This is a genomic window from Myroides oncorhynchi, from assembly GCF_020905415.1.
In the GTDB taxonomy this organism is placed as follows: domain Bacteria; phylum Bacteroidota; class Bacteroidia; order Flavobacteriales; family Flavobacteriaceae; genus Flavobacterium; species Flavobacterium oncorhynchi_A.
This window is the reverse complement of the sequence record NZ_JAJJMP010000001.1, coordinates 961467-978115: the sequence shown is the minus strand read 5'-3', so window position 1 is coordinate 978115 and position 16649 is coordinate 961467. Positions and strand designations below refer to the sequence as shown.

Here is a 16649-nt window from a genome sequence, read left to right as displayed (position 1 = left end):
AGTGTTTAAGATTAAGTGAATGTGAATAGCCTTAAGTGAGCTATGTTTTATTGATAGACATACTCCTCTTATTTTGTTTATTTCAGGATATACTATTGTATATAGGAGATAAAAAAAAGCGAGGATCAAAAGATATGATTCTCGCCTTTCTTAAATTGGGGTATTTGTGTAATATGCTATTTTAGAAATTATAATTTAAGCTTAAACTAAAGTTTCTTCCTAACTTATAAGATCTAACTAAGATATCTTGTGTTAGGTTTTGTTGCTCTCTTTCGATTTTAGGATCTAATAAGTTTTTTGCATTTATTCCTATACCGAAGTTTTTGTTAAACTTCATCTTAAAAGTGAAGTCTAGCATTCCGAATGCTTTATCTACTAAGTTACCACCTTGTTCTGTACCAATAGAGTATAGTTTGTCAGAGAAGTGAGCATAAGACATTGTCGCCATTAAGTTCTTTTCTCCCCATTCTTTGATATAAGATAAGTCTGCATTAAGCAAGAAATCAGAAGCTCCTGTAAAATTAGCATTGTCGTGTGTAAAAGAAGTTGATAAGTACTTATTTTCCTTATTTACTTTTTCGTTATCTAATTTTTGGTAAGTCTTCATGATAGAGGCGTTTAGTCCTCCAGAGATTTTATTTGTATTAATGTCGTCGAAGCTGATTAAGTTTTTGCGTAATTCGATTTCTACTCCTGTAGCATATCCATAGTCACCTGTGTTAGCATAAGTGATATCATTTGATGAAGAGGCAGATACGATTTCATTAATTGGATTTTTAATATATTTTCCAAATACTGTTGCAGAAATTACTTCATCATTTGTAGGGAAGAACTCCCATTTTAAATCAGCATTGTAGTCATCAGAAGCATATAAGTCTGGGTTACCTACTTTAATTTCAGTAACATCTTCATAGATAAATCTTGCTCTTTCTTTAAACTGTGGTAATGTATATGTTTTAGATGCAGCGAAACGCAAGTTATTTCTATCATTCACAGCAAACTTTAAAGATAAGCTAGGTAAGAATGCATTTTTGTCTAAGGTGTTAGAAGTTTTTTCTGAATCTAACTGTGTTTGCCAAGTTACTTTTTGCGTAATAGTTTCAAATCGTGCACCTAATGTACCTGAGAATCTATCTGAGAATTTGTATTCAACATTAGCAAAACCTGCATTTACAGTCATGTCTCCATCATAAGTTTGTGGGAGTAATGCTCCTGGAGTACTAGAACCTCCTCTGAAAGTATAGGTTTCGAAGTATCCGTTGTTGAAGTTTTGTTGGTTAAAAAAGCTATCTAAAGCATTTGGATTAATGTTGTTGTTATAGTCAGCATTGATTTGAAATACATACTGAGTAGCTTTAAACTCTCGTTTCTTTTGACGTAAGTTGTATCCTAAAGTCAATTTACCATTATATTGATTATCACTGTTCTTTGCGAATTTATAAGAAGCAGCAATATTTGCACTTATTTCATTCTCGATTAAGTCTTCAAAATATCTATTGTTATCTGATCTAGAGTTAGTAGAGAACTCATAGTTATCTTGTCCTTTAATTTTATTTAAAGTGTACATCTGTCTATCGGGAGTCTGAGCAGAGATATTGTTAAGCGCTAATCCCCAGTTAAGATCTATTTGTTCATTAAGTTTGTGATCTCCTAATAATTGATTTACTAATAAACGATCTTGTTTATAATTCTGTCTTGTTAATAATGAACTCTCATAGTAGTCTTTTCTATCCGTGATATCTCTGATATATCCTGTATAGTCATCTAGTTTTTCTTGTGAACCATTAATTAATAAAACATTATATTTAATACTGTTGTTTGAGTTGATGTTGTAATCAGCATTTAACATAGCAGTTGTATTCGTATTATATTCATAAGACTTCATATATAAGTCTTTTGTAAAACTGTTTTGTGCTTGTGCCGTACGATTTACTCCTTCTTTGAATTTATAATTATTGTCAAAAGATAAAGTAGCGAATAAGTTTAATGAAGATTCCTTACCGAAGTAAAATGATTTACCTCCATTTAAACCTAAACTCATTCCATAAGGAGACTTGTCTTTAGTTTGTGTTGAGTTTTTAAAACTAAAGTTGTTTAAAGCGTTGCTTGGTTGTTTGGTTTCAGAGAATCCGATAAAGCTTCTATCTGACAGGGATTTAAAATTGCTTTCACCTACAGCATTTGTATTGATATTTGTTCCTACAGAAGCATTAAAGAAAGCCTCTCCACTGTGTTTTTTAGATATAATATCAATATTTCCTCCTGCAAAGTCACCTGAGTTTCTAGCATTATAGGTTTTGTCGATAGAAATATATTCAACAATATCTGTAGAGAATAAATTTAGGTCAATATTCTTTTTTTCGGGATCATTAGACGCTAATGGTAACCCGTTAAGTGATGTACTATTGTATCGATCTCCTAATCCACGTACAAATATAGTTCCTGTTCCTTCTTGTTTAGATACTCCTGTTGTTTTAGCTACAGCAGATGCTACATCACTAACTCCTTTACGAGATAATTCTTGTGCACCGATTTGTTGTTTTATTTCGCTAGAACGCTGTTGTTCTATAAGCAATGCAGATTCTCTAGTTTTAGAGCGAGTGGTTTGTACTACTACTCCTTCTAATTCAATATGCTCAGATGCCATTGCAATATTGATAGTTTTAGTTTCTTTTGCTGTAATTGTAATTGTTTTTTCTTGAGTAATATACCCCATGTATTGATATTGTAGGATATAGGTTCCTGCTTCAACAGTGATGTGATAATTTCCATCAAGATCAGTGTTTACTCCATTAGATGTGTTTTTAATTGCTACTGTTGCATACGCTAATGGATCTTGCGTCATGTCATCTGTTATTTTTCCTTTAATGTCAGCCTTTTGTCCATAAAATGAGACTGATACAAATAGAAATAAGATAACTAAAAAGTTTTTCATAGAATAAGTGTGTTGTATTATTAGTGCAAAGAACCTAGTACAATATATCCTAGATGTTATTCAAATTTTAAATTTTTGTTTATATTAGGTTACCAAATTGTTAACATATTAAATAATTGTAAAGTCTATATTTAGTAATGTATTATGCTCTATATTTGACATGAGAAAACACACAACACAAGTATGAAAAATTCTGAGATTAAAATCCTTTTAGCTGATGATGAGCATGATATTATTGATGTCATTGGTTATAACCTAGAACAAGAGGGATATCAAGTATTCACTGCCAGTAATGGTAAGCAAGCTGTAGAAATAGCGATAGCAAATAAGCCACACCTTATTATATTGGATGTAATGATGCCAGAAATGGATGGTATAGAGGCTTGTGAACTAATTCGAAATAACAGTGGTTTAGCGAATAGCGTAGTTACTTTTCTGACAGCACGAGGGGAAGACTATTCTCAGGTAGCTGGTTTTGAAGCTGGCGCAGATGATTATATTACTAAACCTGTAAAACCAAAAGTATTAATGAGTAAGGTAAAAGCGCTATTAAGACGTGCGCGTTTTGCTGATGATAATAGTTCTGATGCTATTGAGGTTGGAGATATAAGAATAGATAGAGATGAGTATAGAGTATTTGTCCGTAAAGAGGAAGTAGTATTTCCACGTAAAGAATTTGAGTTACTATATTTATTGATGGCAAAGCCAGGTAAGGTCTTTACACGTGATGAGATTCTTGATTCTGTTTGGGGAAATGAGGTTGTTGTAGGGGGAAGAACGATTGATGTACATATCCGCAAACTAAGAGAGAAAATTGGAGATAATTACTTCAAGACAATTAAAGGAGTAGGCTATAAATTCGACCACGCAGAGTAATACATGGCTACAAAGTTTAAGAACTCTTATAAGTTCGCAGTAAAGTCGTCACTAGCAATTACGGTAATCAGTATTATTGTGATTTTTCCTATTGACTTTTTTTACTTAAATATTCCTATCTGGATTTTATTGAGTTACCACATATTTTTATACACTGTATCATTCTTTATCCTACAGTATAGAGTAGAACACTTTATCTACCGTCGTATAAAAAAAATATATGATAATGTGTCATTGCTAGAACATACTGATCTAAGAAGTAAGGCGGTGACAACAGATATGCAAACATTAACTGAAGAAATTCAAAAATTTGCCAAGAATAAAAAGATTGAAATTGAATCACTACAAGTGAGAGAAGAGTATAGAAGAGATTTTTTAGGTAATATTTCTCATGAATTAAAAACGCCCTTATTTACTATACAGAGCTATTTAGAGACACTTAAGGATGGAGCTATTGATGATTTAAATGTTCGAGATAGATATATAGAAAGAGCGGCGCAGAGTGTAGATCGTTTAATTTATATTGTCAATGATCTGGATATGATTACGAAGTTAGAATCTGGAGATCTACATCTTAATATTGTAACTTTTGATATTGTAGAAACGATAAGACACGCCTTTGATTTTTTAGATTATAAAGCTAAAAAGAGAAATATATCTCTAATCTTTGATTTAAATTATAACAAACCCATTTATGTCGTTGGGGATAAAGAGCGAATAGGACAAGTGATTACTAATTTAGTTGACAATTCTATTAAATATGGTAAAGAAAAAGGTACAACAGAAGTGAGTATTGAGGATTTAGTCAGTAATAAATTGATAATCCGAGTTACAGATAATGGATTAGGAATTAAGAAAGAGAATGTCTCTAGATTGTTTGAACGTTTCTATCGAATCGATAAGAGTGGAGCTAGAACCGTGGGAGGATCAGGTTTGGGATTATCTATTGTCAAACATATTGTTGAAGCCCACGAAGAGCATATTTATGTAGAAAGTAGTTTTGGATATGGATCAGAGTTTTCATTTACGTTAGAAAAAGCTTTAGTAGCTCCAATAGATAATTAATTATGAGCCAATAAGGTATCTATTTGTTGCGTATAAAATTAAAATAGGATAGTTTCACTATAATTACTTAATTTTGCGCAAATTTATAATGAAGTATATCACGTGGGAAGCAAAAATAAACTAAAGCGATTTAGAGAAAACGAAACTTTTGATATTGTATATCAACCGACTAGAGAAGATATGATAGGTGAATTACCTCAAAAAGGTAATTGGGGTAAAGAGGTATTTAAGAATGACAATCCTATCGTCTTAGAACTTGGGTGTGGAAAAGGAGAATATACAGTAGAGCTTGCGAAGCGTTATCCTGAGAAGAACTTTATCGGTATAGATATTAAGGGAGCTCGTTTTTGGCGTGGTGCGAAGACTGCTGTAGAGTCAGGAATGACGAATGTAGCTTTCTTACGTACGCAAATCGAATTGATCGAGCATGCGTTTGCAGCAGCAGAAGTTAGTGAGATCTGGATTACTTTCCCAGACCCTCAGATTAAATATAAACGTACTAAACACCGTCTTACGAATAGCGAATTTTTACAGCGTTATAAGAAAGTTCTTACTGCAGATGGAGTAATGAACTTAAAAACGGATAGTGAATTTATGCACGGATACACATTAGGACTTCTTCATGGAGAAGGGCATGAAGTTATTTATGCTAACCACCACATTTATAAGAATGAGGGGGCACCAAGTGTAGTAACTGAGATCCAAACTTTTTACGAATCACAGTATTTAGAACAAAATAAACCTATAACTTACATTCAATTTAGAATAAAGTAAGATGGGGGTAGAAGTTATCACACTTTTATTTTTCGGTTTTTTAGCAGCTACCTTGGGAGTTTCTCTTCCAGGGCTGCTTAATATGACAGCAGTTAAGATTGCTAAGGAAGAGGGAGGGCGTCAAGCGTTTCACTATATCTTAGGAGCCTTAACTGTTATTTTTATACAGACTTTTGTCGCGATTTTCTTTTCTAAGCTTATTGATTCAAGCCCTGGTATTACTGAGGCACTTCACGAGATAGGACTAGCTATCTTTGCTATCCTGACTATTTACTTTTTGTTTTTTGCTAAAAAGAAGGAGAGAAAAAAAGCTGATAAAACCACTAAGAGAAAGTCTCCTTTTATATACGGGGTTTTCCTTGCCTCGATTAATGTTTTTCTGATACCTTATTACGTATTCCTAAGTATTACATTAGCTACGTATGACTTTCCTATTTTTGATATTCTGTGTACTACATTCTTTTCGTTAGGAGTAGTATTAGGATCAGGAATGATGTTCTATATCTATGTATCCTTGTTTAAAAAACCTTCAAGAGAGGATGCTTTTATTCTTCGTAATATCAACTATGTTATTGGGACAATTACAGGTATAATCTGTCTAATTACGATTTATAAATTACTTAAGTAATGGCTACTGAAGAGAGTTTCTTTGAACGTGTCTTTACTGTAGCCAGACAGATTCCAGAAGGGAGAGTGACTACTTATGGAGCTATCGCAAGAGCAATAGGAGCTGCGCGTTCTGCTCGTATGGTAGGGTATGCTATGAATGCATCTCATAATGATGATACAGTACCAGCTCATCGCGTAGTGAATCGCAATGGAATGTTGACAGGTAAATTTCATTTTGATGGAACTAATCTGATGCAACAGTTATTAGAGAATGAAGGTGTTGAGGTAGTAGATAACAAGGTAGTCAATTTTAAAGAACTACTGTGGGAACCTACCGTGTACGAAGGAGAATAAATAACCGTATAAATCACTTATTTTCTCCAATAGTGTATTTTAATTTTATCACATATATATTATTAGTTCATATTTTGAATTAGTTTGTTTGCTTCTTATTTTGACAGAAGGAGGGCTGTTTTTCTCTTATAAATAGCTGTTATTTACTTTTAAAGAGTTTTAGCAGACTCTTTATTTACTGTTTTTTTACATATTTAGGCTATTGTAGCCTTTTTTTGTGTCTTTTTTTTAAAAACAAGCTTATTTTTTTAGCATTCATATTGAGATTTTAATGGCTTAAATTAATGATTGTTAGTTATTTGTGGTTTTTTTGTTTTTATAGATTAAGAACTAGAATAGCCTTTGACCCTATATATAACGTGCTTTAGAGTGAACTCCTTCAAGACTTCTTCAATATTTCCCCAAGATTGCTCTAGTAGAGCGCTTATTTCTTGAAGAAGTATTGAATATATGTTGGGGCAGTGTTGGAGAGGTTAAAAGAAAAGGAATGAGTTATTGTTTTTTAATCTGTACTTTTAGGTATTAAAAAAACAGTTATGAGATGCTTTTTGTTTTTAGCGTTATCTTTTTTTTCGGTTGTGGCTAGTTGTTACTCCAGTGAAGGTGTTAGCTCCTCTTATCTTAAGAAAGATCTCTTGGGATCTTGGGAATATGTATCTTCTAAAGTGTATGATATAGAAGGGAACATTGTAAGAGAAGGGGTAGAAGAGAGTACTGATCACTGTAAACTGTTGGTCATAACCTTTGACGAAGAGATGATAGAGTATTTTAAGTATGATGGGATAGATAAAGAAGGAAATTGTATAGAACTGAGTAAAAAAGTAAAGTACGATTTAAGAGATGACTGTATTTATACACTTGATAGTGAAGGAGGTTTAGACTTAGGAGAGATGGTGGTAATTAAAGAATTATCTGCTTATACGTTTTCTTTTCATAGGAGATTAGAGAGTCCGACGACTGTTAATGGAATAAAAATTCAAGCAGTAGAAATGAAGCTAAAAAAGGTGAAATAATAAAGATGGTTTTTTATAGTATAAGAGGGTTAGTATCTGAGAGAATTGACTTTTTTTGGTTTGCTTTTTTCTGATATCATTATATTTACTAAAAAATAGCTAGATGAAAGAAGAGAAGGTATATTATTATGGAGTTAGTATGGGAAGGAGCATGCTAATCTTAGGCTTTATTAGTCTAATTTCTGGGATGCTATTAAGCTATTTTATATTAAGAGATATTAGTGTTACGTTTTCTTTATTGGTAGAGTTTTGGCGTATGACTTTGTTGTTACTTTTATTCTTTGTTATGGGAGTTTTACTTATTTGTAATGGAGTGGTTGTGTGGAAAAAATCTGCTAACAAAGTCGTGTTACTAAGGTTGTCATCAGAAGGAATAATTAACTATGAACACAATATTACTATAAACTGGAAAAATATAGATGATGTGATTTATATTGGGTTTCGCAATAAACATGGTATAGGCGTAAAGATGAAGCATAAGGAACTTCTATTAAATCAATTGCCGCTTCATAAGCGTTTAGTACAACGTCTTTTTGGGTTAAGCTTATTTGATGCACTCCCTGGTGAATACATTGCAGGCGATGGCAGAGCAGTACATCGAGAAATTAAAGAGTATTATGAGAGGGTAAGAGTTGTAAAATAGTTGATAGAGTTAATAGGTAGATTACATCAAATTTATATAAAAGATTTAGTTTTTTTAGAGATGAGTATTTCATACCTTCATGTTAGGATATGAGAGAATTACATTTGGCGATGTTGATAAATGTGTGATATAATTTATATAAATAGATTTTATATTTGGGAGTATAATATAGTTAATATAATACTGAGAAGAATTAAGGTTAAGAACTTTGGACCAATAAGGAAAGGAAATATTGCAAATGAGGGATGGATAGATATCCACAAGGTTACTGTGTGGAGTTATATGTGTGATGCTTCTTTAGTCAGCATGATATAGGGGGTGAAAAATGTTGGAAGGGGATTGTGGTTACTATGTGGTTACTATGTGGATACATACGGCACGGATTACGTTCGAGCGGTTTTGCAATCCGTTTGACGCCAACACATTCCTAATTCTTAAATAATCTAATACATCGGGAAGTTAAGACTGAAGACAGTTTTGTCTTCACGTCTGTGGTAAGTTAGGTACCCATTATGCATTTCTACGATGTTCTTAGATAGGGGAAGTCCTATACCTGCTCCTTCTTCACGGGTGGTGTAGAATGGGATGAATATCTTCTCTTTAATTTCTGCTAGTATACCAGCTCCACTATCTTCTATATCTATACAGAGACGGTTGTTCTTCTCGTATAAGTTGATGTTTATTTCTTTTATTTTTTGTTTAGCTGTTGCATGGATAGCATTAGTGAGTAAATTGATAAATACTTGTTCCATTTGCTTAGCATCCCATTCTATGGTTGTCTTTAGTGAGAGATTAGTGTGTACTGATATCTGATTGTTTTTAAATAAAGGCATCAGTGTCTCCACACTTAGTTTGATAATGTAATTAGGATCTACTACTTGCTTTTTTGGAGAAGCTAGCATTGTTAGTTTTCTATAGTTATTGATGAATTGCTGTAAGTGATCTGTGCGGTTAACGATTGTACTTATACTTAGTTTGATATCATCTAGATCTTCTTCTGATAGGCTTTCTTCTTCTTCTAATATTTGTTGTGTATTATGTGCTAGAGAATGAATAGGCGTTAATGAATTCATTATTTCATGAGAGATGATTTTCATTAGATTTTCCCAAGTATCTTTTTCCTTTTTGTCTAAAACCTTCTGAATAGAATCGAGTAGGATAATAAAGTATTCTTGGTTTTGACTAGTGGTATTAGAGGTTTGTAAAATAAAGGTTTGTTTCTCCTCTTCTTCTATTTTAATATCTATAGATTCTTTAGATTCTTTAAAGTTTAGAGTTTGTAGGTGATGTGTCAATGAAGGTAATAATCGCTCTAGATTAGTCCATGATTTGATTTTAGGAATATCAAATAGAGAAGAGAAGTAATCATTAATGAAAAATATCTCCCAATTGTCTAGTTTTTTTTCTAAGATAAGTATTCCTGTTTCGATATTGTTTAAAATGTTTAGATATACTAGTTCACGTACTTCATTTTGCTGTTGTTGAGTTTGAAGTTTTTGATATAATTTCTGTAAGTTATTTATCGTTTCATTGGATTGAGTTTTGGTAGTTTTTAAAGAATAGTCATCATACATCATCGCTAAGACAATGCGGTCAATCGCTGAATAATGTCTCTTCTGAAAGAAGTACAATTCGCAGAAAAGCGCTGTTATAAATAAGATTACGAGTATAAAAGAGTAAACTAATTCATGCTTAAGAAGATACATCCCTAGTAATGCCACTGCTAGGATAACTATAATGCGCAAAAAAGCTTTAAAGTGAAATGAATGCATAGTACTACTTAGTTTTTAATATTGTATTTTTCTAATCTTCTATATAATGCAGCTCTTGATAGACCTAGTTCTTCTGCGGTTTGGGAGATATTGCCCTCGTGTTTTTCTAAAGCTTTTAAGATAGATTGGCGTTCCATATCCTGTAGGGTGTTTTCTTCTGAGATATTATCATTGATCATGGTAAGTGAGATACCAAAAGCAGTAAGATTTAATTCATCTTCTTCTGTAAGAATAAGTGCGCGCTCTACTCTGTTTTGCATTTCGCGTATATTTCCTTTCCAATCATAGCATCTAAGAGCTTGTTGGGTAGATTCGCTAATTGTAGGAACAGTACGGTCATATTTATTAGCGTACTCTTCAATAAAGAATTGCATTAGAGGAATGATGTCTTCTAGTCGCTCACGTAGTGGGGGCAACTGAAGTGTCACTGTATTAACACGGTAGTAAAGGTCTTCTCTAAAAGATTTGTTTGTTACTTCCTGCTCGATATTAGCATTAGTAGCTGTAATAATGCGGATGTCAACAGGACGAGTCTTTGATTCACCGAGCCTGATTACACTTTTAGATTGGATGACTTGAAGTAGTTTTGCTTGTAAATGTAGTGGTACATTCCCTATTTCATCTAAGAATATCGTACCGCCATTAGCCGCTTCGAATCTCCCTTCAGTATCTTGTTTTGCGTCAGTAAAAGCTCCTTTAGTATATCCAAATAATTCACTTTCAAATAAGTTTTCATTTAGCGAACCTAAGTCAACATGTATAAATGGTTGGTCTTTCCGAGGAGAGTTGTCATGTATATATTTTGCTAATACATACTTACCTGTACCGTTTTCTCCTAAGATTAGAGCATTAACATCAGTTTTAGCGACACGGCTTGCCATTGAGTATACTTTTTGTATGCTAGGAGCTTGTCCGATAAACACATTGCTTTCTTTCTGCGGTTTATCTGCTATTGTTTCTTTTTTTCGAAGTTGTTTTATTACATTTTTTACAGCTTCAATAAGGGATTCATTGTTCCAAGGCTTTAGAATATAATCTACTGCTCCAAGTTTAATACCTTCTACAGCAGTTTCTACATTTCCATAAGAAGTCATTAAGATAATCTGTGTATGTGGCGCTATTTTTTTTATTTCTTTAAACCAAAATATTCCTTCCTTTCCATCTTCAAAACCCACACGGTAGTTCATATCTAAAATAATTACGTCTACTTCTTGTTGAGAAAGTATTTCAGCTAATTTTTTTGGATTATTGTTTGTTAGTATATTCTCAAAATGTCTTTTTAGCAACAGTTTAGCAGCAATAAGTACTTCAGAGTTGTCATCTAATACAAGAATAGTAGCGTTAGTTTTTCTCATGGTGAAAAAGTTTAATTCAAAAGTGAACGATTTGGTGTTCGAAACCGAACAGTTGTTTTTACAGTAAAACATTAAGTGTTTGATTTATAGTGCTTAATGTTTCTTTTAATGATTGGCACATTATTGTTATTATGTCTATAAAACAATAGATAATGGATCGTACTGTACCTCGTAAAAATAGAAAAAATCTTAAGATAATTCTCCTCTCTGTAGGTATTATCATATTGGGGTGGATAAGTTATATCACTTTTTTTCAAAATATAGCTTTGAATATATCAAAGAAAGAGATTCGTATTCGTGCGGTGGAGGAGAATTATTTTGAGGAGTATATTTCTTTTCAATCGCAAGTAGAACCTCTACATTCATTGTTAGTCAATATCACGGAGGGAGGGGCTGTGATGGAGAGACTAGTAGAAAATGGAAGTATGGTACAAAAAGGGCAACCTTTAGTGAGACTGTATAATCCATCTTCTGAGTTTAGTTTTATGTCTCAAGAAGCATCTTTGATAGAACAAATGAATAATTTGAATGTAAATAAGATGAATATTCGCAGTCAAGAATTAAATTTAACAAAGGATTTGATTAGTATTGAATATGATTATAAGAATGCAGAACTTCAATACGATCTTAATAAGAAGTTGCACGACCAAGAAATATTGTCAGAAAGTGATTGGAATAAGACTAGAGAGGCTTTGTCTTATCAAAAGAGACGTAAGGCATTGATGGAAGAGAGTATTCAAAAAGAGAAACAAAGTAATGCTTTGCAGGTGAGACAAATAGATCAGTCATTAGTAGTTATGAACAGAAGTTTAGAACAGCTGAGAGAGAATAAGCAGAATTTCTTATTGAAAGCGCCAGTATCTGGTAGACTTTCCTCATTTGAAGCAATATTAGGAAAGACTTATAATGGAGGAGAGAGTATTGGTAAGATTGATGTGATGGAAGGATATAAACTAGTGGCTCAAGTAGATGAGTTTTACTTAGACAAGATCGTTTTGAAACAGAAGGGTCAGATAGATATGAAGGGCCAGATAGTCAATGTAGAGGTGATAAAAATACTACCCGAAGTAAAAAGTGGTAGATTCGAAGTACATCTATCTTTTGAGACAGAAGAAAAATTAAAATTACAAGAGGGTACGACTTATGGAGTTAAATTATTTTTGTCAGGGAAGGAGAAGGCGCTTTTATTAGCTAAAGGAAACTTCTTTCAAGACACTAAAGGAGAATGGGTGTATGTAGTGAAGGATAATAAAGCTATAAGAAGAAATGTGGAAATAGGGCGTGAGAATCCTGCCTACTACGAGATAATCTCTGGATTAGAAGTGGGAGAGCAAGTAATCGTGTCAAGTTATAAGGATTATTTAAGAGTAGAACATTTAAATATAGAGGAATAATTATGGTAATAGCAATCAAAGAAATGTCTCGTGTGTTTCAGACTGAAGAGATAGAGACAACAGCTTTAAATCAGGTTTCATTAAATGTTAAAAAGGGAGAGTTTATCTCCGTGATGGGACCTTCAGGGTGTGGAAAGTCAACCTTGTTAAATATTATTGGTCTGTTAGACAATGCAAGTAGTGGGAGCTATTTATTATTAGACAAGGAGATGATAGGCCTAACAGAAAGCCAGCGTGCTCAGATTAGAAAAGAAAACATTGGGTTTATTTTTCAAAACTTTAATTTAATAGATGAGTTGTCGGTATATGACAATATAGAGTTACCCTTAATCTATAATAAAGTTTCTAGTAGTGAACGCAAAAAGCGAGTGATGGAAATTGCAGAGCGCTTAAACATTGTTCACCGATTAAAACACTATCCTCAACAATTATCAGGAGGTCAACAACAACGTGTGGCGGTAGGACGTGCTTTAGTGACTAATCCTAAGATTATTCTTGCCGATGAACCTACGGGTAATTTAGATAGTAAGAATGGAAATGAAGTAATGGAATTACTAACAGAACTGCACCAACAAGGAGCGACGATAATCATGGTGACTCACTCGAATCACGATGCTTCGTACTCAGAACGCACGATTTTGATGAAAGATGGTATGATCTTATCAGAAAAGATAAATACTAAAATCGTAGATGTTTTTGCAGAATAAAACAACAAGAGTATGATACGTTTTTTATTAACATTAATAGCAGCGCTATTGTCCTTCATAATGCATGGGCAGAGTAAGCAAACAATTACAATCTCGGGTGGAGTGCAGAGTATCGAAGTTTCTGCTTTATTGGTTGTGAATGTTGATGCGACCAAGGATTCTAATACAGTAGAAGTTGTTGCTGATAGTGATACTTCTGGAGAATTAGTAGATGTGAGACAAGTAGGCTCTAAACTAATTGTGGACTTAAAGTCTTCGAATAGAAGATATAAAAATATAGGAAAGATTACAGTAAATGTTTCTCAGAAGGCGATACTTAATTACTACGCTAGTTCTGTAGCGAGAATATTGGTGTCTGGTAGAGTATCAGGAGATCATGCTAAAATATCAGCTGATGGAGCAGGATATGTAAATGCTAACTTCTCTGTGAATACGATCAGTATTAATATAGATTCAGCATCTAAATATATAGGTAATGTAACAGCTAAGACGATGAAGGCTAATGTAGACTCAGCAGGTCGCGTAGAAGTGACAGGAGATGTAGAATCATTAGTGGTGAATGTAGATAGTGCAGGTTCTTTTGCAGGAAAGGGGTTAAAAGCGAAAACGGTTAAAGCAGAAGTAGATTCGATGGGAAAAGCGGAAGTATATCCTACCGAAAGCCTTAATGCATATGCGGATTCGATGGGTAAGGTGATCTATTATAATACACCAAAAGAGATAAAAAAATATACGGACTCAATGGGTTCGGTTAAGGCAGGTAATTAGTCTATGCTAAAGAATTGGATTAAAATATACATTAAAAACATCAGTAACTCTAAGCTGTTCTTTGCATGGAATATCATAGGGCTGGCGGTAGGTATGGCATCTGTCATCTTAGCTGTGACTTACTATAAGAGTGAGCATAGTTATAACAGATGGGTACCTGGTGTGGATGCTATGTATGAGCTTAATCTAGAAATGGGTAAGCAAGCCAATTCTATCTTTATACCTGCTGGAGTAGGACCTTATCTGTTGGGAAATAAATTAGCAGAAGACTATTGCTACTACGCATTAGAATATCTAGACTTCTACGGAGAAAGCAAAACTGAACAAGGTATCGTACACAAGATACTAAATACACAAGATACATTCTTTCATTTTTTTCCTTTCGAATTTAAGTATGGAGATAAAGAGAAGTTGTTTGAAGATGATTTATCTATAGCGATTTCGTCTACTCTAGCAACACAGTTTTTTGGAGATAAAAACCCTGTAGGAGATACATTGTCCTTAGCTCATCAGAAGTATGTCATCAGTGGTGTGTATGAACTAGATAGACGTGCGACGATAATGCCTGATGTGGTACTAGCTTCTATAGATTTTGATGAAATGGAAGAATCTGAGTTATGGCAAGAGAATGTAGGTGGACTTGTGTTTAAAAAAGCAGAAAGAACAGATCTAATTAAATTGTTAAAAGAGCTAGAGGAGGTTTATTACAATAAGAAAAAGAAGAACAAATACTTTGATGATAAAGGAGATGAGATTGTTTCTAAGTTAGTTCCATTAGCAGAAGCTCGATTTGAATCAAAGCAAAGTACCTTGTTAGAAGGGAATACGAAAAGAGAAACAATAGGACTAATAACGGGGTGTTCATTTCTTATCTTCCTATTAACAGTCATCAATTATATCAGTCTGAATCAAGCTAATGTATTAAGCAGGGTTAAAGAGTTCTCTTTAAGACGTGTGATAGGGGCTTCTAAGACGCTGATTGTATTACAACTATTATTCGAAACTGTACTAAATGTCACTATAGCATTGAGTATATCTTTAGTACTAGTAGAGCTAAGTTTACCTATTTATAACAGTTTCTTACATCAACATTTAGTGTTTTCGTGGGAAGCGATGGGTATTGTTATCTTACTTATAGGAGGTGGAATTATTTGTTTAGGAGGTTTATTACCAGCTTTATTCGCTAGTGTGATAGCAAGACAGAATACGAAAGGAATAGAGGTACAGTTAAATGTCAGAATTTCTAAATGGAGAATGGCATTCGTGGGAGTACAGTTGGTTATTGCTTTTTTCTTCTTAATTGCGGGGTGGTTAATATATAATCAGGTGTATTATATGCAGACCAAGGAGTTAGGATTTAAAGGAGAACAGGTGTATCAAGTAAAGCTCTATACACAACAGATTAGACGTAAGATGTATAAATCTCCAAAGTTAATAGAGCAGATACAAAATATTAAAGGAGTTGAAAGTGTAGGATTATCTACTATCTCTTTTAAAGGGACTAGTATGAATACTAATCATACCGCTTATTATCAACAACAGAAAATTACGGACTTCATCATGGATGGTGTAGATGAAGGATATATACAGATGATGGGATTCAATATGCTGGCACTTCAGGAGGATATAGAAGAAGATCTGCCAACTGTGTATGTCAATGAGAAGTTTGTTACCCAACTAGGGAAAAAACCTAGTGAGGTGGTAGGAGAGGTCATAGCGTATGACAGTAATACGTTTATCATAAAAGGGGTAATAGGGGACTTTAACCGAGACGGATTTGAAGAGAGTATAAAACCAATGCTTCTGTTTCACTGGAGAGATATAGAGTTTTTACCTTATGGTATAGAGTCTATATCTGTGCAGATAGATCCAGAGATAAAGGAAGAAACTCTAGAACGTCTACAGGCGTTCTGGATAGTGAATGTCGATTATGAATATCCATTTGAGGTGATGGCTGTGAAGAAACAGTTTGCTCAGATTTATCAGAAAACATTATCACAGCGCAATATGTTTATGCTGTGGAATGGAGCGGTAGTGTTGATCGCTCTGTTTGGACTCTACGCCGTGATGTCCTTTGCAATAGAACAACAATTAAAGGAAATCGTAATCAGAAAAGTATTAGGAGCTAGTGAAAAAGAACTCTATCTGAAGTTATTAAAGCCATTTATATATGCTCTGGGAATTACTTATGGATTAGTGCTATACCCTACATATTGGCTGATGAGTAAATGGTTAAATAGGTTTGTAGATCATACAGATATTTCGGTTTATCCTTTTGTACTTTCTTTAGTGCTACTCTCTGTTTTAGTTTTTGTGGTTTTAGCAAGTAAGATGTATAAGGCTGTTAAAATCAATATTATTAATTATATCAAATACGAATAAAA

The 16649-nt window shown here is 33.5% G+C and carries 14 protein-coding genes; 11 read left to right on the top strand and 3 right to left on the bottom strand.

Annotated features, from left to right (window positions below; all coding sequences use genetic code 11):
• Nucleotides 1-181 precede the first annotated feature (181 nt).
• Nucleotides 182-2935: a TonB-dependent receptor gene (locus LNQ81_RS04300; RefSeq protein ID WP_229944943.1), complete on the bottom strand. Its 2754-nt coding sequence runs from the start codon at nt 2933-2935 to the stop codon at nt 182-184.
• A gap of 183 nt (nt 2936-3118) precedes the next feature.
• Between LNQ81_RS04300 and LNQ81_RS04295 the strand changes: the two genes are divergently transcribed.
• From LNQ81_RS04295 to LNQ81_RS04265, 7 genes are all read left to right on the top strand, one after another.
• Complete coding sequence (locus LNQ81_RS04295) at nt 3119-3811, top strand: response regulator transcription factor (protein WP_229944942.1); 693 nt, start codon at nt 3119-3121, stop codon at nt 3809-3811.
• Between the two features lie 3 nt (nt 3812-3814).
• Nucleotides 3815-4876 (top strand): sensor histidine kinase, encoded by a 1062-nt coding sequence (locus LNQ81_RS04290; protein WP_229944941.1) that lies wholly within the window; start codon nt 3815-3817, stop codon nt 4874-4876.
• Between the two features lie 102 nt (nt 4877-4978).
• Nucleotides 4979-5650, top strand: a complete 672-nt coding sequence (gene trmB / locus LNQ81_RS04285; RefSeq protein WP_229944940.1) for a tRNA (guanosine(46)-N7)-methyltransferase TrmB — start codon at nt 4979-4981, stop codon at nt 5648-5650.
• Nucleotide 5651: 1 nt separating this feature from the next.
• Entirely contained in the window at nt 5652-6278 is a 627-nt protein-coding gene (locus LNQ81_RS04280) for an amino acid permease (RefSeq protein ID WP_229944939.1), read from the top strand.
• Complete coding sequence (locus LNQ81_RS04275; protein ID WP_229944938.1) at nt 6278-6613, top strand: MGMT family protein; 336 nt, start codon at nt 6278-6280, stop codon at nt 6611-6613. The genes LNQ81_RS04280 and LNQ81_RS04275 overlap by 1 nt, the downstream gene beginning before the upstream one ends.
• 536 nt (nt 6614-7149) lie before the next feature.
• Entirely contained in the window at nt 7150-7626 is a 477-nt protein-coding gene (locus LNQ81_RS04270; protein ID WP_229944937.1) for a hypothetical protein, read from the top strand.
• Between the two features lie 103 nt (nt 7627-7729).
• A complete protein-coding gene (locus LNQ81_RS04265; RefSeq protein ID WP_229944936.1) occupies nt 7730-8269 on the top strand; it encodes a hypothetical protein in 540 nt (179 codons plus the stop codon).
• 443 nt (nt 8270-8712) lie between these two features.
• On the opposite strand, the gene LNQ81_RS04260 is transcribed toward LNQ81_RS04265, so the two are convergent.
• Nucleotides 8713-10041: a sensor histidine kinase gene (locus LNQ81_RS04260; RefSeq protein ID WP_229944935.1), complete on the bottom strand. Its 1329-nt coding sequence runs from the start codon at nt 10039-10041 to the stop codon at nt 8713-8715.
• A gap of 8 nt (nt 10042-10049) precedes the next feature.
• A complete protein-coding gene (locus LNQ81_RS04255) occupies nt 10050-11396 on the bottom strand; it encodes a sigma-54-dependent transcriptional regulator (RefSeq protein WP_229944934.1) in 1347 nt (448 codons plus the stop codon).
• Between the two features lie 152 nt (nt 11397-11548).
• Here LNQ81_RS04255 and LNQ81_RS04250 point away from each other — a divergent pair, with 152 nt between their 5' ends.
• Genes LNQ81_RS04250 through LNQ81_RS04235 form a run of 4 tightly spaced genes read left to right on the top strand, consistent with a single transcriptional unit; the run spans nt 11549 to nt 16647 of the window.
• Nucleotides 11549-12790 (top strand): efflux RND transporter periplasmic adaptor subunit, encoded by a 1242-nt coding sequence (locus LNQ81_RS04250; RefSeq protein ID WP_229944933.1) that lies wholly within the window; start codon nt 11549-11551, stop codon nt 12788-12790.
• 23 nt (nt 12791-12813) lie between these two features.
• Nucleotides 12814-13497, top strand: a complete 684-nt coding sequence (locus LNQ81_RS04245; RefSeq protein ID WP_229949232.1) for an ABC transporter ATP-binding protein — start codon at nt 12814-12816, stop codon at nt 13495-13497.
• 12 nt (nt 13498-13509) lie between these two features.
• Nucleotides 13510-14265, top strand: coding sequence for a GIN domain-containing protein (locus LNQ81_RS04240; RefSeq protein WP_229944932.1), 756 nt, complete (start codon nt 13510-13512; stop codon nt 14263-14265).
• Nucleotides 14266-14268: 3 nt separating this feature from the next.
• Entirely contained in the window at nt 14269-16647 is a 2379-nt protein-coding gene (locus LNQ81_RS04235) for an ABC transporter permease (RefSeq protein WP_229944931.1), read from the top strand.
• Nucleotides 16648-16649: the final 2 nt, after the last annotated feature.